Origin of the sequence: Nonomuraea ferruginea, assembly GCF_039540635.1 — a bacterium.
GTDB classification, from domain to species: domain Bacteria; phylum Actinomycetota; class Actinomycetes; order Streptosporangiales; family Streptosporangiaceae; genus Nonomuraea; species Nonomuraea ferruginea.
The window spans coordinates 57,272-78,542 of sequence record NZ_BAABFD010000016.1; the positions used below are offsets into that span (position 1 = coordinate 57,272).

19 protein-coding genes are annotated in these 21,271 nt (G+C 73.2%); 13 read left to right on the plus strand and 6 right to left on the minus strand.

What is annotated here, in order from left to right:
* Positions 1 to 14: 14 nt before the first annotated feature.
* On the plus strand, positions 15 to 572 hold the full coding sequence (gene thpR, locus ABD999_RS28190; RefSeq protein WP_271277503.1) for an RNA 2',3'-cyclic phosphodiesterase: 558 nt from the start codon (positions 15 to 17) through the stop codon (positions 570 to 572).
* Positions 573 to 670: 98 nt separating this feature from the next.
* On the opposite strand, the gene ABD999_RS28195 is transcribed toward thpR, so the two are convergent.
* Entirely contained in the window at positions 671 to 1,639 is a 969-nt protein-coding gene (locus ABD999_RS28195; protein ID WP_148035108.1) for an aldo/keto reductase, read from the minus strand.
* Positions 1,640 to 1,690: 51 nt separating this feature from the next.
* Between ABD999_RS28195 and ABD999_RS28200 the strand changes: the two genes are divergently transcribed.
* Both ABD999_RS28200 and ABD999_RS28205 read left to right on the plus strand, forming a co-directional pair.
* Positions 1,691 to 3,001, plus strand: a complete 1,311-nt coding sequence (locus ABD999_RS28200; protein ID WP_271277502.1) for an MATE family efflux transporter — start codon at positions 1,691 to 1,693, stop codon at positions 2,999 to 3,001.
* 66 nt (positions 3,002 to 3,067) lie between these two features.
* Positions 3,068 to 4,063 (plus strand): hypothetical protein, encoded by a 996-nt coding sequence (locus ABD999_RS28205; RefSeq protein ID WP_271277501.1) that lies wholly within the window; start codon positions 3,068 to 3,070, stop codon positions 4,061 to 4,063.
* Between the two features lie 40 nt (positions 4,064 to 4,103).
* Here ABD999_RS28205 and ABD999_RS28210 read toward each other — a convergent pair whose 3' ends face one another.
* Positions 4,104 to 4,472: a hypothetical protein gene (locus tag ABD999_RS28210; protein WP_148035103.1), complete on the minus strand. Its 369-nt coding sequence runs from the start codon at positions 4,470 to 4,472 to the stop codon at positions 4,104 to 4,106.
* 73 nt (positions 4,473 to 4,545) lie between these two features.
* Here ABD999_RS28210 and lhgO point away from each other — a divergent pair, with 73 nt between their 5' ends.
* The 8 genes from lhgO to ABD999_RS28250 all read left to right on the plus strand — a co-directional run bounded on the left by lhgO (position 4,546) and on the right by ABD999_RS28250 (position 14,463).
* A complete protein-coding gene (gene lhgO / locus ABD999_RS28215) occupies positions 4,546 to 5,736 on the plus strand; it encodes an L-2-hydroxyglutarate oxidase (RefSeq protein ID WP_271277500.1) in 1,191 nt (396 codons plus the stop codon).
* An 11-nt stretch (positions 5,737 to 5,747) separates the two neighbouring features.
* Entirely contained in the window at positions 5,748 to 6,446 is a 699-nt protein-coding gene (locus ABD999_RS28220; RefSeq protein WP_425571069.1) for a response regulator transcription factor, read from the plus strand.
* Positions 6,446 to 7,876, plus strand: coding sequence for a sensor histidine kinase (locus tag ABD999_RS28225; RefSeq protein WP_148035100.1), 1,431 nt, complete (start codon positions 6,446 to 6,448; stop codon positions 7,874 to 7,876). The genes ABD999_RS28220 and ABD999_RS28225 overlap by 1 nt, the downstream gene beginning before the upstream one ends.
* A gap of 65 nt (positions 7,877 to 7,941) precedes the next feature.
* On the plus strand, positions 7,942 to 8,598 hold the full coding sequence (locus ABD999_RS28230) for a response regulator transcription factor (RefSeq protein WP_148037095.1): 657 nt from the start codon (positions 7,942 to 7,944) through the stop codon (positions 8,596 to 8,598).
* Between the two features lie 9 nt (positions 8,599 to 8,607).
* The gene (locus ABD999_RS28235) at positions 8,608 to 10,590 is read left to right on the plus strand and encodes a GTPase family protein (RefSeq protein ID WP_261808913.1); all 1,983 of its coding nucleotides are present in this window, start codon (positions 8,608 to 8,610) and stop codon (positions 10,588 to 10,590) included.
* Positions 10,587 to 12,416, plus strand: coding sequence for a YfjP family GTPase (locus ABD999_RS28240; protein ID WP_148035099.1), 1,830 nt, complete (start codon positions 10,587 to 10,589; stop codon positions 12,414 to 12,416). The genes ABD999_RS28235 and ABD999_RS28240 overlap by 4 nt, the downstream gene beginning before the upstream one ends.
* A 56-nt stretch (positions 12,417 to 12,472) precedes the next feature.
* Positions 12,473 to 13,627: an FAD-dependent oxidoreductase gene (locus ABD999_RS28245; protein WP_271277498.1), complete on the plus strand. Its 1,155-nt coding sequence runs from the start codon at positions 12,473 to 12,475 to the stop codon at positions 13,625 to 13,627.
* Positions 13,624 to 14,463 (plus strand): sigma-70 family RNA polymerase sigma factor, encoded by an 840-nt coding sequence (locus ABD999_RS28250; protein WP_271277497.1) that lies wholly within the window; start codon positions 13,624 to 13,626, stop codon positions 14,461 to 14,463. The genes ABD999_RS28245 and ABD999_RS28250 overlap by 4 nt, the downstream gene beginning before the upstream one ends.
* Here ABD999_RS28250 and ABD999_RS28255 read toward each other — a convergent pair.
* Genes ABD999_RS28255 through tdh form a run of 3 tightly spaced genes read right to left on the minus strand, consistent with a single transcriptional unit; the run spans position 14,452 to position 17,613 of the window.
* Complete coding sequence (locus tag ABD999_RS28255) at positions 14,452 to 15,366, minus strand: LysR family transcriptional regulator (protein WP_219550127.1); 915 nt, start codon at positions 15,364 to 15,366, stop codon at positions 14,452 to 14,454. The genes ABD999_RS28250 and ABD999_RS28255 overlap by 12 nt on opposite strands.
* Before the next feature lie 49 nt (positions 15,367 to 15,415).
* Positions 15,416 to 16,585, minus strand: coding sequence for a glycine C-acetyltransferase (locus ABD999_RS28260; protein WP_219550129.1), 1,170 nt, complete (start codon positions 16,583 to 16,585; stop codon positions 15,416 to 15,418).
* Complete coding sequence (gene tdh, locus ABD999_RS28265) at positions 16,585 to 17,613, minus strand: L-threonine 3-dehydrogenase (RefSeq protein ID WP_271277496.1); 1,029 nt, start codon at positions 17,611 to 17,613, stop codon at positions 16,585 to 16,587. Before tdh ends, ABD999_RS28260 begins: the two co-directional genes overlap by 1 nt.
* A gap of 186 nt (positions 17,614 to 17,799) precedes the next feature.
* Here tdh and ABD999_RS28270 point away from each other — a divergent pair, with 186 nt between their 5' ends.
* Together ABD999_RS28270 and ABD999_RS28275 are read left to right on the plus strand one after the other, a co-directional pair.
* A complete protein-coding gene (locus tag ABD999_RS28270) occupies positions 17,800 to 18,933 on the plus strand; it encodes an ROK family protein (protein ID WP_271277495.1) in 1,134 nt (377 codons plus the stop codon).
* Between the two features lie 53 nt (positions 18,934 to 18,986).
* Entirely contained in the window at positions 18,987 to 20,156 is a 1,170-nt protein-coding gene (locus ABD999_RS28275) for a Gfo/Idh/MocA family protein (protein WP_271277494.1), read from the plus strand.
* A 41-nt stretch (positions 20,157 to 20,197) separates the two neighbouring features.
* On the opposite strand, the gene ABD999_RS28280 is transcribed toward ABD999_RS28275, so the two are convergent.
* Positions 20,198 to 21,271, minus strand: a complete 1,074-nt coding sequence (locus tag ABD999_RS28280; RefSeq protein WP_148035091.1) for an SPFH domain-containing protein — start codon at positions 21,269 to 21,271, stop codon at positions 20,198 to 20,200.

Consider the following 21,271-nt stretch of genomic DNA (forward strand, 5'->3'; position numbering starts at 1 on the left):
GACACACTGGGGGTATGAGGCTCTTCGCGGCCGTGTTGCCGCCCGACGAGGTGCTGGACGAGCTCGAACGCGCGATCGCGCCGCACGTCGGGCAGGTGCCGGAGCTGCGCTGGCCGGACCGCGCCACCTGGCACGTCACGCTGGCCTTCTTCGGCGAGGTGCCCGAGCGGGCGCTGCCCGACCTCCGTGCCCGCCTGGCCCGCGCCGCCGGCCGCCACCCGGTGCCGGCCCTGGCCTTCACCGGGTTCGGCGCGTTCTCGTCCGTACGGCGCGCGCGGGTGTTCTGGGCGGGCCTGTCGGGCGACTCGATGGTCCGGCTGGTCGACTCCGTCAGGGCCGCCGGCCGGCGGGCCGGCGCCGCGAACATCGACGAGAAGCGCTTCCACCCGCACCTGACGCTCGCCAGGGCCAAGGCCGAGACCGACCTCCGCCCGCTCGTCGACTCGCTGGCCGGATTCACCGGCTCGACGTGGCGGGCGGAGACGATCCGGCTGTTCATGAGCGAGCCAGGGCCGCGGGTGAGGTACGAGTCACTGGACGAGTGGGCGCTCGCACCCGCGTCGCCCGGCTAGGCTCCTGGGCGTGGACCGTCCTCGTTCCTGGCTGCTGCCCCTGGTGCTCGGCCTCCTCATGCTCATCGTGATCGTCGGCGCGCTGGTGACCTGACGCCCTACCAGGCGTAGTCCTCCGGCGCGGTGCGGTGGCCAGGGAAGATCTCGTCCAGCTTGGCCAGCGCCTCGTCGTCGAGCTCGATCTCGAGCGTGCGCATGGTGCCGTCGAGCTGCTCCAGGGTGCGCGGGCCGATGATCGGCGCGGTCACCGCGGGCTGCTTCAGCAGCCAGGCCAGCCCGACGTGCGCGGGGTCCTCGCCCAGCTCGTCGCAGAGCTTCTCGTACCGCTCGATCTTGTCGCGGTGCTTCTCCAGCTCCGTGAGCATGCGGTCGGCGGCCGAGCGGCCCTTGTCGATCTTGCGCAGGACACCGCCGAGCAGGCCGCCGGCCAGCGGGCTCCACGGGATGACGCCCAGGCCGTAGTCCTCGCACGCGGGCAGCACCTCCAGCTCGACCGCCCTGGTCAGCAGGTTGTAGTGGCTCTGCTCGCTGACCAGGCCGAAGAAGCCGCGCCGGGCCGCCGTCTCCTGCGCCTTGGCGATGTGCCAGCCGGCGAAGTTGGACGAGCCGACGTACAGGATCTTGCCCTGCTGGCGCAGCACCTCCATCGCCTCCCAGAACTCGTCGAACGGCGTGCGCCGGTCGACGTGGTGGGCCTGGTAGATGTCGATGTAGTCGGTCTGCATGCGCTTGAGCGAGGCGTCGCAGGCCCGGCGGATGTTGAGCGCCGACAGCCTGCTCTCGTTGGGCCAGTCGCCCATGTCGCCGTAGAGCTTGGTGGCGATCACCGTTCTCTCACGGCGGCCGTCTCCCTGGGCGAACCACCGGCCCAGGATGTTCTCGGTGATGCCCTCGCCCTTCTTCCAGCCGTAGACGTTGGCCGTGTCGAAGAAGTTGAGGCCCAGCTCGTGAGCCCTGTCCATGATCGCGAACGAGTCTTCTTCGGAGGTGTGCGGGCCGAAGTTCATGGTGCCGAGGCAGAGCGGGCTGACCCGGAGGCCGCTGCGCCCGAGGTTCACGTAGTCCATGCTTTCCACACTAGGTACCTGGAGTGCGCTCCAGGCCATAGGGTTGGGGCCGTGTTCTCGGGGCTGGTGCGCGCTTCGGTGCCGCTGTTCCTCTCGATGGTCACCAACCTGCTCGGCGCGGTCGTGGTCACCGCCGTGCTCGGCCGCCACGCCACCGTCACGCTCGCCGCCTTCGCCGTCATGACCGCCGTGCTCACCCCCGCGTCCACGGCCGTCGCGGGCGCGTTACGCGGGCTCGCGCCGTTCGTCGCCCCGCACCGCGACGACCCCGACGCGGTGCTGCCGGTGCTGCGCGACGCCCGGTGGCTGAGCCTGTTCGTGGGGATGGCGGGCGCGCTGGCGGTGCTGGGTGTGCCCGCGCTGGCCGGAGCCGCCGGGGTGCCCGCCGAGGTGGTGGCCGAGCTGGGGGTGCTGCCCTGGCTGCTCGCCCTCTATCTGGTGATCTACGCCGCGGGCGGCGGCGCCACCGCCGTGCTGGTGGCCATCGGGCGCAGCCGGGGCGTGCTGTGGGCGAGCCTGGCGAGCACGGCGGTGATGATCGTGCTGGCCGTCGCGCTGGTGCCGCCGCTCGGGCTGACCGGCGTCGGGGTGGCCTGGACGCTGTCGGGGCTGACCCTGGTCGGCGTCGGCGACCTGGCGCTGCGCCGGGCCCTCGGCCGTCCGGTCGGCCGGGGCAGGCCGCGACCGCGGGAGATCGCCCGGCTGGCCGCGGTGAGCCTGCCGCTGGCGGCGACGGTGCTGATCAAGTTCGGCGCGCTGGGCGTGATCACGTTCGCGGCCGGCATCACCGGCGCCCGCGACGCCGCCGCGCACGCGGTGCTGGCCACGCTCACCGGGTTCATCGTGCTCGCCGCCATGGCGGTCGGGCAGGCGTCGGTGCCCGAGGTGTCGCGCGCCGCCACCGTCGCCTCGGCGCGCCGCGCCAACCGCGCCGCGGCCCTGCTCGCCGTCGGCGGCACCACGCTCGCCGCGCTGACGCTGCTGGCGCTGGGCGGCCCGGTGCTGGGGCTGTTCACCGGCGATCCCGCCGTGCGCGGCGTGGCGCTGGCGCTCCTGCCGCTCATGCTGCTGTCCTCGATGGCCGACGCCGTCCAGGCCGTGCAGGGCTTCGGCCTGACGGGGCTCAAGCGGACGGGGGCCAGCCTGACGTACTTCGCCGCCGGGTACGGGCTGCTCGCGCTGGCCGCCGTGCCCGTGGCCGCGACCTGGGGGGTCACCGGGCTGTGGGTCGCCATGCTCGTGGGCAACCTGCTGCTGGCCGTCCTCCAGGCCACCGGGTTCCACCGGCACAGCGCGCGGGTGGGCGGTGCCGGCCGCGCCGATGCAGGGCGGTTGGGCGGTCGCTGCCGGACGAATGGCTGATGTACGCGCGGCGGGTTCCTGGGCTCGGCGGCCGGGGACGCGTGGCGGTTGGGGCATGATGGCGGCGTGGGGGGACTGCTGATCAGGATGCTCGGGGTGGCGCTGGCCGCCCTGGCCGTGCTGCCTCCGGCGGCGGCCGCGGCCGACGACGGGGAGCGGTTGTTCACCTTCCGCGACCCGCGCATCACCGAGTCCAGCGGGCTGGCCGTCTCGCCCACCCACGACGACGTCTACTACACCCACAACGACAGCTCGGCGCAGCCGGAGTTCTACGCGGTCGGGGCCGACGGCAGGACCAAGGCCACCTTCCGGCTGCGGGGGGCCGAGGCGCGCGACTGGGAGGCCATGGCGGCGGTCAAGGACCCCGCGACCGGGCGCGGGGTGCTGTGGTTCGCCGACATCGGCGACAACCTCGACGGGGCGTGGCCCGACGTCTCCATCTACAAGGTGATGGAGCCGCGCACGCTCGCCGACGCCACCCTGCCCGCCGTCCGCTACCGGTTCCGCTACGCCGACGGGGCCAGGAACGCCGAGGGCATCATGGTGAACCCCAGGACCGGGCGGCTCCACGTCGTGACCAAGGAGTTCGCCGGCGGGGTCTACGTCGCCCCCAAGAAGCTGCGTACTGACAGGACCAACACGCTGCGCAGGATCGGGAGCGCGCCGATCATGGCCACCGACGCGGCGTACGCGCCCGACGGCTCGTCGTACGTGATCCGCACGTACTTCTCCGCGACCCTGTACGAGCCGTCCGGCAAGATGATCGCCAAGGTGCCGATGCCGGAGCTCAGGCAGGCCGAGTCCATCGCGTACACCCGGGACGGCACGGCCCTGCTGACCGGGTCGGAAGGGGTGCGCAGCCCCGTCTACAGGGTGCCGTTGCCGGCCGCCGCGACGCCCACGCCCTCGCCCACGCCGTCCGAGCGGCCCCGCGCGCAGGGCACCACCGCGGCGGCCGAGCAGGCGGGCGGCGGGCTGACGGGGCTGAACGTGCTGATCTGGCTGGGGGCGGCGGCGCTGGCGATCGGCGCCATCACGTTCCTGGCGCGCATCACGCGCTGAGGCGCCGACGGGGAGAGCCCGCGCCGCGCGCTGAGGGCCGCTACGGACGCATGCCGGCGGTGAACATGTCACCGCGCAGGGCCCGCTCGACGGCCTCGATCGAGCGGGCCAGGCGCACCAGGCGGGGGCCCTCCTGGCGGTAGGTGTCGAGGACCGCCTCGATGGCGTGCGGCGGCAGGTGGCCCTTGAGGTCGACCGCCGCCCCCCGGTAGCCCGCGCGGGCCGCCTCGACCGCGGAGCCGACGTGGTGGCGGGCCATCCGGGCGAGCGCGACCGGATGCCGCCTCAGCACCTCGTAGGCCCGGTAGTCGGGCGGCACGGCGTCGAGGAGCCAGGCGACGGCCGACCTCTCCCAGTCGGGCACGCTGGGCGGTCGCACCTCGGCGGGCCATTCGGGCGGGACATACATGCCTTCATCGTACTCACGTTCGATTCGCCTCCCTAGGGCGAGGTGGACGCCCCGTTTTGGATACATTCACCACGTGACGGAGAAGATCGGAGTCGTGGGGGCCGGGATCGTCGGCCTGGCGGTCGCTCGCGAACTGGCCGCCACCAGGGGCGCCGAGGTGACCGTGCTGGAGAAGGAGGGCCGCGTCGGGGCCCACCAGACCGGCCACAACAGCGGGGTCGTGCACGCGGGCATCTACTACCCGCCCGGCTCGCTGAAGGCCAGGCTCTGCCGCGAGGGCGTGGCGCTGCTGAAGGAGTACTGCGCGCGGCACGCGCTCCCGTACGAGGAGGTCGGCAAGCTCGTGGTGGCCGCCACCCGGGCGGAGCGGCCGCGGCTGGCCGCGCTGGCGGAGCGGGCCAGGGCCAACGGCGTGCCCGGCATCACCGAGCTGGACGCGCTCGGGCTGCGTGAGGTGGAGCCGCACGCGGTCGGCGTGGCGGCGATCCACTCGCCGCGCACCGCGATCGCCGACTTCCCCGCGGTCGCGCGCCGGCTCGCGCTCGACGTGGCGGAGCTGGGCGGCTCGGTACGGCTGCGGCATCCGGTCAGGGGCATCAGGGAGACCTCCAGGGGCGTGGAGGTGGTGGCGGGGACGGGCAGGTTCGCCTTCGACCGGCTGGTGGTCTGCGCCGGGCTCGGCACGGACGCGGTGGCCGCGATGGCGGGTCGGCCGGGCTCGGTCCGCATCGTGCCGTTCCGCGGCGAGTACTACGCCCTCCGGGGGGCGGCGAGGGACCTGGTGCGCGGGCTCATCTACCCGGTGCCCGACCCGCGCTACCCGTTCCTCGGGGTGCACCTCACCCGGCACGTCGGCGGCGAGGTGCTGGTGGGGCCGAACGCGGTGCTGGCGGGGGCGTACGAAGGGTACACATGGCGAAATTTTCGTAATTTTCCTCAGATTCTCGCCTGGCCCGGCACCCTCCGCATGGCCCGCCGCCACTGGCGCACCGGCGTCAAGGAGGTCTACGGCTCACTGGTCAAGAGCGCCTTCGCCGAGGCCGCGCGCCGCTACGTCCCCGAGCTCACCGCCGATGACCTGCGGCGCGCCGCGGGCGGCGTGCGCGCGCAGGCGGTGGCGCGCGACGGCTCGCTGGTGGACGACTTCGCGGTGGACGTGCACGGGAACGTCGTCCTCGTACGGAACGCGCCTTCCCCCGCTGCCACGTCGAGCCTGGCCATCGCCCAGCACATTGCCGGAATTGTTCCGGCACCCTCCCGATGAGTGCATCCTTGATGGTGATGGAAGCGCGCCTGTTGATCGTCGAAGACGACCCGAACATCCTCGAACTCCTCGCCGCGAGCCTGAGGTTCGCGGGCTTCGACGTGTCCACCGCCAAGAGCGGCGCCGACACGGTCGCCGCGGTCCAACGGCAACGCCCGGACCTCGTGGTGCTCGACGTCATGCTGCCCGACCTGGACGGCTTCGAGATCGTGCGGCGGCTGCGGAGCGGCGGCATGTACACGCCCGTGGTGTTCCTGACGGCCAAGGACGAGACCGAGGACAAGATCCGCGGGCTGACGATCGGCGGCGACGACTACGTGACCAAGCCGTTCAGCCTGGAAGAGGTCGTGGCCAGGATCCACGCCGTGCTCCGCCGTACCAGCGGCGACGCGCAGCCGCCCCCGCCCAGGCTGACGTTCGCCGACATAGAGCTGGACGAGGAGAGCCACGAGGTGTGGCGCGGCGGCCACGCCGTCGCGCTGTCGCCGACCGAGTTCAAGCTGCTGCGCTACTTCATGATGAACGCCGGACGGGTGCTGTCCAAGCCGCAGATCCTCGACCACGTGTGGGACTATGACTTCCGCGGCGAGGTAGGCATCGTCGAGTCCTACGTCTCGGTGCTCCGCCGTAAGATCGACAATCGCAGTCCGCGGCTCATCCACACCCTGCGCGGCGTCGGATACGTCCTGCGGTTGCCGCCGAGCGGCTGATGGCCAGGTCGGGCCGGCTGCCGCTCCGGATCAAGCTCATGGCCTCGATGCTGGCGCTGCTCGGCATCGGCATGTCGTTCATCGGCGTGGTGAGCGTCTCGGTCCTGCACGGCTACCTGATGGACCGCGTCGACGGCCAGGTCAACCTGATCTCGGTACGGGTCCAGAAACGGCTGATCATCGACGCCGAGCGGCGCGAGCAGGGCAGGCAGACGTCCGAGAAGCCGCTGCTCATCGAGTCGGACACGATCGTGCTGCTGCGCGACCCGTACGGCGGGCTGACCCCCGCCCAGGGCGACAGGGACGTCGACCAGAAGCCCAAGCCGCAGCTGGAGGACTCGCCGGGGCCCGGCGTCTACACCGCGCCCGCCGTGAGCGGCCCCGGCGAGTGGAGGGTGCGCGAGACCGCCACCCCGTACGGCACGTTCGTGGTCGCCACCGACCTGACTGAGGTCAACGAGATCACCCGGCGGCTCGTCTTCATCGAGCTGCTGGGCGGCGGCGGCATCGTGCTCATCCTGGCCGTGGTGGGCGTCACCATCGTGCGGCGCAGCATGCGGCCGCTGGTCGAGATCGAGCGCACCGCCGGCACCATCGCCGCGGGCGAGCTGGGCCGCCGGGTGCCCGACGGCGACTCGCGCACCGAGGTCGGGCGGCTGGCCACGGCGCTCAACGGGATGCTCGCGCAGATCGAGAGCGCGTTCGCGGCGCGCTCGGCCTCCGAGGAGGCCGCCAGGCGCTCCGAGGACCGGATGCGGCAGTTCGTCACCGACGCCTCGCACGAGCTGCGCACCCCGCTCACCTCGATCCGCGGCTTCGCCGAGTACGCCCGCCAGAACCCCGGCGCCGACCCGGCCGAGCTGATGCAGCGGGTGGAGAACGCGGCCGGCCGGATGACCCTGCTCGTGGACGACCTGCTGCTGCTCGCCCAGGTGGACCAGCACCGCCCGCTCAAGATGCGCCCGGTGGACATGCTGGCGCTGGCCGCCGACGCGGTGCAGGAGGCGCGCATCCTCGCCCCCGACCGGCAGATCGACCTGGACGTCGTCGGCGGCGCCGCGCTCATCGTCTCCGGCGACGAGGTGCGGCTGCGCCAGGTGGTCGGCAACCTGACCTCCAACGCGCTCATCCACACCGAGGAGGGCACCCCGATCACCGTGCGGGTCGGCGCCGGCGACGGGACGGTCTTCCTGGAAGTGGCCGACAAGGGGCCCGGACTCAGCCCCGACCAGGTGGACCGGGTCTTCGAACGCTTCTACCGGGCCGACTCGGCCAGGTCCAGGCGGCGTTCGGGCGAGGACCGGGGCAGCGGGCTCGGCCTGGCCATCGTGCAGGCGCTCGTGCAGGCGCACGGCGGCACGGTCGTGGCGCGGAGCGCGCCCGGCGAGGGCGCCACGTTCCGGGTCGAACTCCCACTCGCCTTGGAGTGAGCCTTCAGCGTTTCCTCAGGTCACTGGGCCACCCTGAGAGGGTGAGCAAACCCGAGGCGCTGATCATGGTGGTGGACGACGAGCCCAGCATCAGGGACCTGCTCTCGGCGAGCCTGCGTTTCTCCGGGTTCGAGGTGGTCACCGCCGCCGACGGCAACGAGGCCGTCGAGGTCGCCAAGCGGACCGGCCCCGACCTGGTGGTGCTCGACGTCATGCTGCCGGACCTCGACGGGTTCGAGGTGGCCAGGCGGATCGACGCGCCGGTGCTGTTCCTGACCGCCCGCGACGCCACCGAAGACAAGATCGCCGGGCTGCGGGTGGGCGACGACTACGTGACCAAGCCGTTCAGCCTGGAGGAGGTCCAGGCGCGCATCCGCGCGGTGCTGCGCCGCACCCGGGGCGAGGGCGCGCCCGCGAGCCGGCTCAAGGTGGCCGACCTGGAGCTGGACGAGGAGGCGCGCGAGGTGTGGCGGGCCGGCCGCCAGGTGCGGCTGTCGCCGACCGAGTTCAAGCTGCTGCACTACTTCATGGCCAACGCCGGCCGGGTGGTGTCGAAGGCGCAGATCCTCGACCACGTGTGGAACTACGACTTCGGCGGCGACGCCGGGGTGGTCGAATCGTACGTGTCCTATCTCCGGCGCAAGGTCGACGACGTGGAGCCGCGGCTCATCCACACGCTGCGCAGCGTCGGATACGTGTTAAGGGAGCCGCCCTCGGGCTAGCTTGACGGTATGGACCTGTTGAGCGCGCTCCAGCGACTGCGCGGGACGCTGGACCGGGAGCTGTTCCCGCTGGCGATCGGCGAGGCGGCGGGCGACCGGCGCGCGCTCAAGGAGCTGACCGGCCAGCTCGACGACTACCTGCTGCCGCGGCTGCGGGCGATCGACGCCCCGCTGCTCGCCGTGGTCGGCGGCTCCACCGGGGCGGGCAAGTCCACGCTGGTCAACTCGCTGGTCGGGGCCGACGTGGCCGAGCCGGGGGTGCTGCGGCCGACCACGCTGGTGCCGACCCTGGTCGCCAACCCGGCCGACCGCGACTGGTTCATGGGCCAGAACGTGCTGCCCGGCATGTCCCGCGCCACCGGCTCCGGCCCCGGCGCGCTCCGGGTGGTGACGTCCGAGGCGCTCGGCGCCGGGCTGGCGCTGCTGGACGCGCCCGACATCGACTCCGTGGTGACCGCCAACCGCGAGCTGGCCGCGCAGCTCCTGGCCGCCGCGGACCTGTGGCTGTTCGTCACCACCGCCGCCCGCTACGCCGACGAGGTGCCGTGGAGCTTCCTGCGCACCGCCCGCGAGCGCAGCACCGCGCTCGCCGTCGTGCTCGACCGGGTGCCTGCCGAGGCCGCGGGGCCGGTCGCCCGCGACCTGGAGCGCCTGCTGACCGAGAACGGGCTCGACGGCACCCGCCTGTTCACCGTGCCCGAGGCGCCGCTGCCCTCCGAGAAGGCCCGACTGCCCGCCGACGCCGTCGCCCCGATCGCCGCCTGGCTCTCCGGGCTCGCCGCCGACGCCGCCGAACGCGCCCGCGTCGTACGGCAGACGCTGTCGGGCGCGCTCGACAGCCTCGCCGTCCGCGTCCCCGCGCTGGCCGGCGCGGTCGAGCGGCAGGAGGCCGGCTTCGGCACGCTGCGTGACGTGGTCGAGGGCGCCTACGCGGGCGGAATGGCGGACTTCGACGAGGGCATGCGCGACGGGTCGCTGCTCCGCGGCGAGGTGCTGGCCCGCTGGCAGGACTTCATCGGCACCGGCGACTTCATGCGCTCCCTGGAGAGCCGGGTGGGGTGGCTGCGCGACCGGATCGTCGGCTTCTTCACCGGCCAGGTGCCCGAGAACCGGCTCAGGGACGCGCTGGAGAGCGGCGTCGAGGCGCTCATCAGGGGATCCGCCGACGCCGCCGCCGAGCGGGCGCTCGAAGGCTGGTCGGCCGCGCCCGGCGGCGCGGGGCTGCTCGACCGGCTCGGCGCGATCGAGTCGGCCCGGCTCGGCCGCGCCGCCCCCGACCTGGGCAAGCGGACCGAGCTGGCGGTGCGCGGCTGGCAGGAGTTCGTGCTCGACCTCGTACGGGAGGAAGGCGCGGAGAGGCGGACCACGGCGCGCGCGGCGTCGTTCGGCGTGAACGGGGCGGGGCTGCTGCTGATGCTGGCCGTGTTCGCCTCGACGGGCGGGCTGACCGGGATCGAGGTGGGGATCGCGGGCGGCACCACCGTGCTGTCGCAGAAGCTGCTGGAGGCGATCTTCGGCGACCAGGCGGTGCGCACGCTCACCATCCGCGCCCGGGAGGACCTGCGGGAGCGGGTGCGGGGGCTGATGGACGAGGAGGCGGCCCGCTTCCTGTCCGTCCTGGAGCCGCTGGAGCCGTCGCGCGGCACGGCCACCGCCCTGCTGGACGCGGCCCGTACGATCCGCGACCACCGGACGGAGCTCCCATCTGGTCGGCGGGACCGTGACCTGGAGGGCCCGCCCTCCGAGAAGGCCCGCCCCGCGGCCGGCCCGTCCGGGACGGGACTCCCTCCCGAGGGTGGCCCCGGCCCGTCCGGGACGGGACCCCGGGAGTCTCCCGGCGGTGGTTCTGAGGCGGGCGGCGCGGAATTCCGGGAGTCTCCCGGCGGTGGTTCTGAGGCGGGCGGCGCGGGACTCCGGGAGTCTCCCGGTGGTGGTTCTGATCCTGGCGGGTCGCCGCGGGCGCGGACGTCCGAGGGAGGGGACGCGCGGTGAAGCTGCTGCGCCGCAAGGAGCGGCCTTCGCTGGACTCGCGGCTGGCCGCGCTGCTGGAGGCGGCCGAGCTGGGCGAGGGGCGGCTGCCGGCGGAGGCCGTCGCGGCGGCGCGCGCGGTGGCCGAGCGGGCGGGGGCGCGGCGCCGGCTGTCCGTCGAGCACACGGTGGCCGCGCTCGCCGGGGCGACCGGCAGCGGCAAGTCGTCACTGTTCAACGCCATGACCGGCACGGACCTGGCCGCCGTCGGCGTCACCCGGCCCACCACGTCGACCGCCCAGGCGGCGCTGTGGGACGGCGCGGGAGCCGGGCCGCTGCTCGACTGGCTCGACGTCCCGCACCGCCACTCCGCGTCCGCCGTCGACGACCTGTCCGGCCTGGTCCTGCTCGACCTGCCCGACCACGACTCGATCCGGCTGTCCCACCGGCTGGAGGTGGACCGGCTGGTGGAGCTGGTCGACCTGCTGGTGTGGGTGCTGGATCCGCAGAAGTACGCCGACGCCGCCATCCACGAGCGCTACCTGCGACCGCTGGCGGGGCACCGGGACGTCATGGTGGTGGTACTCAACCAGATCGACCGCCTCCCGCCCGGCGCGGCGGACCGCTGCCTCAAGGACCTGCGCCGCCTCCTCGACGCCGACGGCCTCACCGGCGTCCCGGTCCTCGGCGTGTCGGCCCGGACGGGCGCCGGCCTGGCCGAACTGCGCACCCTCCTGTCCACCCGGGTCGCGGACCGCGCCTCCTGGTCCGCCCGCCTCGCCGCCGACGTCACCACCGCCGCCACCCACCTGACCACCGCCTCGTCGGCCCTTCCCCGTACGAGCGGTCACACTTCCGGCAGCCCGCGCGGACGGACCGAAGGGTCTGCCGGAGAAGGGACGCTCGCCCTTGACACGGGACCGGCCGACGGCGCCGTACCCCCGGACGCACCGCACCATCAGGCCGAGACCGGCTCCTGGGCCGGGATCGAGGCCCGAGGCGGTGGCGGGCCGCTGAGAAGCGCGCCGGACGGGCAGGCGGCGTTGCCGGCGGTGTCCGGAGACGTCACGGGGCTGGAAGGGCGCCTGGTGGCCGCGCTGTCGCGGGCCGCCGGGGTGCCGGTCGTGGTGGAGGCCGTGGCGAAGGGGCACCGGCACCGGGCCGTGGTCGCCACCGGGTGGCCCGTCACCCGGTGGGTGCGGCGGTTCCGGCCCGACCCGTTGCGGCGGCTGCGGATCGGTGTGGCCGCGCCCGCGTCCTCCCCGGACCGCGAGTTGGTGGGCCGCACCTCCGTACCCGAGGCGTCCGCCGTGCAGCGGGCGCAGGTCGAGACCGCGATCAGGGACGTCGGCGAGTCGGCCGCCGCCGGGCTGCCGGGCGCGTGGGCGGCGTCGGTGCGGCAGGCGGCGCGCTCGCGCTCGGCGGAGCTGGCCGACGCCGTGGACAAGGCCGTCGGCCGCACCTCCCTGGGAGCGACCCGGCGGCCCCGCTGGTGGCGGGCGGTGAACGCGTTGCAGTGGCTCGTGTTCGCGGCCCTGCTGGCCGGGGCGCTCTGGCTGGGCGGGCTGTTCGCGCTGGGCTACCTGCGCCTGCCCGAGCCGCCCCTGCCGACCGCCGGCGAGGTGCCGTGGCCGACCGTGCTGCTGCTCGGCGGCGCGCTGGCCGGGGTGCTCATCGCCCTGCTGTCCAGGGTGGCCGCCTGGCTCGGCGGCCGTCGCCGCGCCCGCAAGGCTTCCAAGGCGCTGCGCGAGGCCATCGGCAGGGTGGGGCAGGAGTACGTGCTCCAGCCCGTCGAAGAGGAACGCGACCGCTACACCCGCTTCGCCGACGCCGTCACCCGGGCGGGCTGAGGATGTCACATTTGCGGCGCCTTTTCCTTCTCATGATGTGAGGAAAGGGGAGGAATGTGACGAAGAAGATCGTGGTGGTCGGCGGCGGGCTGGCCGGGCTGGTGGCGGCCGTCGTCTGCGCGGAGGCGGGGGCGGAGGTGACGCTGCACGAGGCGCACAGGACGCTCGGCGGGCGGGGGCGGGCGATCGCCGGGCCGTACCTGGTTCACGAGGGCGCTCACGTCTTCTACGCCGACGGGCCGCACTGGGCGTGGTTGCGGGAGCGGGGCCTGGTCGACGGGCTGGGCAGACCGGCGGTGCGTGATTACCGGATGGGGTTCGTACGGGACGGCCGGATGCGGCTGCTGCCCCCGGCGGGGTTCCTGCGGATGATGGCGACGGGGCCCAGGACGGCACCGGTCGAGATGGACTTCCACACCTGGGCGTCCAGGTCGTACGGCGAGCGCACGGCCCGGGTGGCCGCCAACGCGATCAGCGTGGTGACGTACGACGCCGACACGGGGCGGTTGTCGGCGGCGTTCGTGTGGGATCTGCTGCGCCGGGTGTTCGCCCCGCGCCCGCCGGCGGTCCGGTGGGTGGTCGGCGGCTGGCAGGCGGTGATCGACCGGCTCGCCGCCCGCGCCCGCGACCTCGGCGTACGCGTCGAGCTGGGCTCTCGCGTGACCGCGCTGCCGGGCGAGCCGACGATCGTCGCGACCGAGCTGTCGTCGGCGCGGCTCCTGCTCGGCGACGACACGCTGCGCTGGGAGAGCGGCGACTGCGTGATGCTGGACCTGGCCGTGCGCTCGGCGCGGGGCGACCGCTTCATCTGCTGGGACCTGGACGACGGCGGCTTCCACGAGAGCTACTCCATGCAGGACCCCACGGCCGCGCCCCAGGGGGAGACGCTGTTCCAGATCGACATGCCGATCCGCCGCGGCGAGTCCAGGGCCGAGGCGACCCGGCGGGTGGAGGCGCTGGCCGATCTGGCGGTGCCCGGCTGGCGCGAGCGCGTGACCTGGCGGCGTTCCGGGGCGGCCAGGCACCGTACGGGCGCGCTCGACCTGCCCGGCATGACCTGGCGCGACCGTCCCGCGATCGACCGGGGCCACGGCGTGTTCCTGGCGGGCGACATGGTGGCGGCGCCCGGGATGCGCGGCGAGATCTCCGTCAACAGCGCGATCACGGCGGCCAGGCACGCCCTGCGCGTCGGCGAGCCCGCCGCCCGATGACCGCCGACCCCTTCCACACGCACCGCAACCTGCTGTTCAGCATCGCCTTCGACATCCTGGGCAGCGCCGGCGACGCCGAGGACGTGGTGCAGGAGACCTGGCTGCGCTGGCACGGCGTGGACCACGCCCGGGTGGACAACCCCCGCGCCTACCTCGTCCGCGTCGTCACCCGCCTGGCCCTGGACGAACGCGACCGCCTCCACCACGAGTACGTCGGCCCCTGGCTGCCGGAGCCCGGCCCGGACCCGGTCGAGGACGTGGCCCGCGCCCAGGAGGTGACTTACGGGCTGATGGTGGTGCTGGAGACGCTCTCGCCGCTGGAGCGGGCGGCGTTCATCCTGTACGAGGCGTTCGGCTTCCGGCACGCCGAGGTCGCCCGTATCCTCGGCCGCTCTCCCGCCGCCGTCCGCCAGCTCGTCCACCGGGCCCGCGAACACGTCGAGGCCCGCCGTCCGCGGTTCCCCGAGGAGCGGGCCGCCGCCCAGGCCGTCGCGGAGCGCTTCCTCGACGCCGCGCTGGGCGGGAGCATCGCCGGCCTGATGGAGGTGCTGGCTCCGGACGTGACACTGCGCACGGACGGCGGCGGACGCGTCAAGGCCGCCCTGCGTCCGGTCACCGGCAGCGATCGGGTGAGCAGGCTGCTGGCGGCGGTCGCGCCGGTGGGCCTGGAGACGACGGTGTACTGGTCCGCCCAGGACGGCCCGCCCACCGCGGCGCTCTTCTCCGACGGTCTGCCGTACGCGGTGCTGGTCGTCGTCATGGCCGAGGATCAGCACCGGATCAGCGAGGTGTACGGCATCCTGAACCCCGACAAACTGGCCCGGCTAGCCCTGTGAGCGGTCGTTCCCGTCAGGGGTGAACGAGGTCGTGAGATCGCGGAGGGTGGCGAGCAGCGGCCGGAGCAGGGGATGGGACTCGGCGCCGCGGCGGACGGCGGCGAAGACGCGGCGTTCCGGGCCCGGCACGTGGCGGATCGCGACGCCCGGCTGGGCCATGTCGCGCAGCGCCAGCCGGGGCACCAGGGCGACGCCCGCCCCGGCGGCCACCAGGGCGACCACGGCGCGGAAGTCGTCCGAGCAGTGGGCGAAGCGGGGAGTGAAACCGGCCTGCTCACAGGCGAAGGCGATCACGTCGTGCACCGGGTTCCCCGGGTACGGGCCGATCCAGGTCTCATCGGCGAGCGCGGCCAGCGAAGTGCCGGTCGGCGGGTGCGTCTCGGGCAGGACGAGGTCGAAGGGCTCGGCGTACAGCGGGACCCGGGACAGGCGCCGGTCGTCGGGGGCGCCCCGGTACTCGACCGCGATCGCCACGTCGGCCTCGCTGTCGAGGAGCATCGTCAGGGACTGGTCGCCCTCCGCGTCGCGTACCCGTACCTGGAGGCCGGGCGCGGAGGCGCGCAGGGCCGTGATCGCGGGGGCGAGCACGGCGCTGATCGCGGTGGCGAAGCAGGCCACGGTCACCTCGCCCGCGGCGCCCGCGGTGTAGTCGGCGACCTCGGCGCGGGCGCGTTCGAGCTGGGCCAGGACCTCGTCGGCGTGTCCCAGCATGATCTTGCCGACGGCGGTGAGGTGGACGCCGCGGCCGTCGCGGATGAACAGCCGGTGGCCGACCTCGTGCTCCAGCGCGGCGAGCTGCTGCGACACGGCGGACGGGGTGAGGTGCAGGGCGGCGGCAGCGGCGGTGACCGTGCCGTGGTCGGCCACCGCCTGGAGCGTGCGCAACCGCCGCGTGTCTATCACGCCGCGAGGATACGCCTCCACCGCGGGCGGCCGGGGGTGCGTAACCGCCTCAGCCTCGGGCGCGGATGAACGCGTCCACCGCGCGGTCCACGTCCGCCTCGGAGTGGGCGGCCGAGAGCTGGACGCGGATGCGGGCCAGGCCGTGCGGCACCACCGGGTAGGAGAAGCCGATCACGTAGACGCCCAGCTCCAGCAGGCGCTCGGCCATCGCCCCGGCCTCGGCGGCGTCGCCGATCATCACCGGGACGATCGGGTGGTCGCCGGGCAGGATGTCGAACCCGGCCTCGGTCATCCGCCCCCGGAACCGCTCGGTGTTGGCCCGCAGCCGCTCGCGCGCCTCGCTGGTGGTCTCCAGCAGGTCGAGGATGCGCAGCGAGGTGGCGGCGATGGCCGGGGCGAGCGAGTTGGAGAACAGGTACGGGCGGGAGCGCTGGCGCAGCAGCTCGCAGATCTCCCGGCGGCCGGACACGTAGCCGCCGGACGCGCCGCCGAGCGCCTTGCCGAGCGTGCCGGTGATGATGTCGATCCGGTCGGTCACCCCGTGCAGCTCGGGGGTGCCGCGCCCGGTGGGGCCGACGAAGCCGACCGCGTGGGAGTCGTCGACCATGACCATGGCGTCGTAGCGCTCGGCGAGGTCGCAGATGTCGGCCAGCGGCGCGAGGTAGCCGTCCATGGAGAACACGCCGTCGGTGACGATCAGCCGCCTGCGGGCGTCCGACGACTCCTTCAGCCTGGCCTCCAGCTCGGCCATGTCACGGTTGGCGTAGCGGTGGCGGCGGGCCTTGGACAGGCGGATGCCGTCGATGATGCTCGCGTGGTTGAGCGCGTCGGAGATGACCGCGTCGCGCTCGTCGAGCAGGGTCTCGAACACGCCGCCGTTGGCGTCGAAGCACGAGCTGTAGAGGACGGTGTCCTCCATGCCGAGGAAGTCCGACAGCCGGGCTTCGAGCTCCTTGTGCACTTCCTGGGTGCCGCAGATGAAGCGCACCGAGGCCATGCCGAACCCCCACCGGTCCAGCGCCCGCTTGGCGGCCTCGATGACCTCGGGGTGGTCGGCCAGGCCGAGGTAGTTGTTGGCGCAGAAGTTCAGCACCTCCTGGCCCGCCACGCTCACCTGGGAGCTCTGCGGGGTGCTGATGACGCGCTCGGGCTTGTGCAGCCCGGCCTCGGCGATCTCGTCGAGCGTCGCACGCAGCTGGTCGCGTACGTTCGTGAACATCAAGCGCTCCAATCCAGAATGACCTTGCCCGTGCGGCCGCTCGCGGCCGTCTCGAAGGCGGTCTCGAACGCGTGGTACGGGAAGCGGTCGGTGATCACGGGGGAGAGGTCGAGGCCCTTCTCGATCAGGACCGACATGTTGTACCAGGTCTCGAACATCTCCCGGCCGTACACGCCCTTGATGGTCAGCATCGAGATGACCACGGTCGACCAGTCGACGGCGAACTCCTCGGCGGGCAGCCCGAGCATGGCGATCTTGCCGCCGTGGGTCATGCTGGCGATCATCTCGCGCAGCGCCGCCGGGCTGCCGGACATCTCCAGGCCCACGTCGAAGCCCTCTTTCATGCCGAGCTGGCGCATGCCGTCGGCCAGGGAGGCGCGGGAGACGTTCACCGCCAGCGAGACCCCGAGCTTGCCGGCCAGGTCGAGCCGCTCGTCGCTGACGTCGGTGATGACCACGTTGCGGGCGCCGACGTGGGTGGCGACGGCCGCGGCCATCAGGCCGATCGGGCCCGCGCCGGTGATCAGCACGTCCTCGCCGACCAGCGGGAACGACAGGGCGGTGTGCACGGCGTTGCCGAACGGGTCGAAGATGGCGGCCACGTCGGGATGGACGGGCACCCGGTGCACCCACACGTTCGTGGCGGGCAGCGTCACGTACTCGGCGAACGCGCCGTCGCGGTTGACGCCCAGGCCGACGGTGTTGCGGCACAGGTGGCGGCGGCCGGCCATGCAGTTGCGGCACTTGCCGCAGACGATGTGGCCCTCGCCGCTGACCAGGTCGCCGACGGCGATGTCCTCGACGCCCGGCGCGATCTCGACGACATGACCGGAGAACTCGTGTCCCACGATGAGGGGAAGGTCCAGCGTGTGCCTCGCCCAATCATCGAATTTCTGTATGTGCAGGTCGGTGCCGCAGATGCCGGTTCTCAGCACCCTGATCTTCACCTCACCCGGCCCCACCTCGGGCTCGGGTACCTCGACCAGCGACAGGCCCGGCTCGGCCTTCTCCTTGACCAGTGCTTTCATGGCGAACATCCCCCCAGTCGAACGTTACGCACTGTGCCCGCTCTCCGCCGGACGTGTCCATCGAGGAGTTCTTAAGTGCCCCCACAGCTCCGCTTCACGCCGCAGGTCAGCGGCGATCACTATTACGCAAGAGGGTTGGTTAAGTAGGATGTCGGCTCCCCGGCCGACTCATGTGGAGGAACTCCGGTGCGACAGCAGAGCGGCGACGCCTCCGTCCTCCGCAGGCTCAACTCCGCCGCCATCCTGCGCCAGTTGCGTGCGGCGCGGGTGGCGACGCTGCAGGAGCTGGCCAGGGGCGCCCGGGTGTCCAGGCCGACGGCCGAGGTCATCGTCGAGGACCTGATCGCCGCGGGCTGGGCGGAGGAGTGCGGCGAGGAGTCCGGTGAACGCCAGCGGGGCCGCCCGGCCAGGCGGTTCAGATTCCGGGCCTCGTCCGGCCACGTGGCGGGCGTGGGCATCGGCGCGTCGCTGCTGCGCGCCATGGTGTCCGATCTGGGCGGGTCCGTCGTGGCGTCGCGCCGGGTGCCCAACCACGTGGCGATGTCCGCCCGCGAGCGGCTCGACGCCGTCGCGGAGCTGGTCCACGCCGTCTGCGCCGAGGCGGGGCTGCCCGTGACGGAGCTGGCCGCGGTGGGCGTCGGCACGACCGGCGTGGTCGACGCCGCCGGGCGGGTGACCAAGAGCGTGGTGCTGCCCGGCTGGAGCGACGTCGACCTGCAGGGCGAGCTGGGCCGCCGGCTGCCCGCGCCGGTGCTGGTGGAGAACGACATGCGGCTGGCGGTGCTCGCCGAGCACTGGCGCGGGGAGGCGCGGGGCCGCAGCGACGTGGTCTACCTGTTCGCCGGCGACCGGCTCGGCCTGGGGCTGCTGATCGGGGGCCGGACGCACAGGGGCGCGCACGCCGCCTCCGGCGAGATCGGGCGTCAGTCGGGCGACCACTGGCGGGCGTTCCGGCATCTGGCCGACTACGCGATGGCCGTCGAGCCGGGCGAGCTGCGCACTCACCGGCAGGCCGCCGAGTTCGCCGTGGCCAGGGCGGAGGAGGGCGACGAGCGCGCGAGAGCCGCCGTCAGGGCCTTCGCCGTCCACCTGGCGGAGGGCCTGCTCACGCTCGTCAACCCGCTCGACCCGGAGCTGGTGGTGATCGGCGGCAGTCTGGCGAGGGCCGGCGCGCTGCTGGTCGAGCCGATCCAGGACTACTTCGACGACCGGTGCCTCTACCCGCCCGAGGTGGCCGCCTCCGGCCTGGGCGGCGAGTGCGTGACGCTGGGCGCCGTCAGGATGGCGCTCGACCACGCGGACCAGGTGCTCTTTTCATAAAAAGGTTGGATAATTCTTCCCGGCCGGCTCGTCGTCCCAGAGGAAGGGCACCCGTGAAGGACCTGCGTTTCGGAGTCGTCGGCCTCGGCCTGCGCGTCAACCTGGCCGAGGCCGCCCACCGGCCGGGCCGGGGTTCGGTGGTGGCCGCGGTCTGCGACACGGACCCGGCGACCCTCAAGAGGGAGGCCGCCCGCTTCGGCGACCCGGTGACCAGTCCCGACCACCGGGACCTGCTCGGCCGCGACGACCTCGACGCGATCATCGTGCTGACCCCCGACGACACCCACGAGAGCATCGCCGTCGAGTGCCTCCAGGCGGGCAAGCCGCTCTACCTGGAGAAGCCGCTGGCCATCACCGTCGAGGGCTGCGACGCCGTCCTGCGCGCCGCCCGCGACACCGGCACCCGGCTGTACGTCGGCCACAACATGCGCCACATGGGCGTCGTCAGGCTGATGCGCGACATCATCCGCCGGGGCGACATCGGCGAGCCGAAGACGGTGTGGGTGCGCCACTTCGTCGGCTACGGCGGCGACTACTACTTCAAGGACTGGCACGCCGACCGCACCCGCACCACCGGGCTCCTGCTGCAGAAGGCCGCCCACGACCTGGACGTCGTCCACTGGCTCGCGGGCGGCTACACGACCCGGGTCAACGCCTTCGGCGACCTCATGGTGTACGGCGGGCTGCCGCGCAGGGAGCCCGGCACGCCCCGCCCCGACGGCTGGCCGCGTGACCACACCTGGCCGCCCACCGCCCAACGGGACCTCCACCACGTGGTGGACGTCGAGGACGTCTCGGTCATGAACATGGTGCTCGACAACGGCGTCATCGCCGCCTACCAGCAGTGTCACTTCACGCCCGACTACGTGCGCAACTACACGGTCATCGGCACAGAGGGCCGCCTGGAGAACTTCGGCGACGGGCCGGGCGCCACCGTCAAGGTCTGGAACACCGGCCCCACCGGCTACCGGCCCGACGCCGACATCACGTACCGGGTGCCCGACGCCACCGGCTCCCACGGCGGCGCCGACACGCGCATCATCGAGGAGTTCGCCCGCTTCGCCAGGGAGGGCGGGCCGGTCGACACCTCTCCGGTGGCGGCCCGCATGAGCGTCGCGGCCGGCTACATGGCCACCCGGTCGCTCCGCGACGGGGGCGCCCCCTACGATGTCCCGCCCCTGGATCCGTCACTCGTGGCGTACTTCGCCGACGACCGGCGCTGACCGCCCGGCGCGGGCGCGGCGGGCGGTCGGGCCGGGAAGGGTCAGCGCTCGGCTTCGTCGCGCTGCTTGTCGAGGTCGGGGAACGGGGACGGCTGCCGGGCGCCCTCCATGAGCTGGCGGGGGCCGGTCGGCCGCTCGGCGCTCCGGGCGTCGGCGACCGCCTCCGCCGCGGCCTTCTCGGCGTTGGCGATCTCGGCGTCCATCTCCGACGGCTTCGGGACCTCGCGGGTGGCCGCCGAGGGCGGGAGCGACTCGGTGAAGGCCTTGGAGACGCCCTGCAGGGCCGAGGTGACCTCGCTGGGGATCACCCAGAACGTGTTGCCCTCGCCCTGGGCGAGCTGCGGCAGGACCTGGAGGTACTGGTAGGCGAGCAGCTTCGGGTCGGGGTCGTTGCGGTGGACCGCCTGGAACACCTGGTCGATGGCCCTCGACTGACCCTCGGCCTCCAGGATGGCGGCGGAGCGGGTGCCCTCGGCGCGCAGGATGCGGCTCTGCTTCTCGCCTTCGGCGGTGAGGATCTGCGACTGGCGCTGGCCCTCGGCGGTGAGGATCGCCGCGCGCTTGTCACGCTCGGCCCGCATCTGCTTCTCCATCGCGTCCTTGATGGTCTTGGGCGGGTCGATCGCCTTGATCTCCACCCGGTTGACCCTGATGCCCCACTTGCCGGTGGCCTCGTCGAGGACGCCGCGCAGCTGGCTGTTGATGGTGTCGCGGGAGGTGAGCGTGCTCTCCAGGTCCATCGAGCCGACGACGTTACGCAAGGTGGTCACCGTGAGCTGCTCGACCGCCTGGATGTAGTTGGCGATCTCGTAAGCGGCCGCGCGCGGGTCGGTGACCTGGAAGTAGAGCACGGTGTCGATCTCGACGACCAGGTTGTCCTCGGTGATGACCGGCTGCGGGCGGAACGAGACGACCTGCTCACGCAGGTCGATCACCGGGTAGACGCGGTCGATGTACGGGATGACGAAGTTGAGGCCCGGCTTGAGCGTACGGCTGTAGCGGCCGAGCCGCTCGACGTTGCGCGCTCTGGCCTGGGGCACGATGCGCACCGCTTTCAGCACGGTGAACACCGCGAACAGGATGACGAACAGCCCTACCAGCAGCAGCGGATCCAT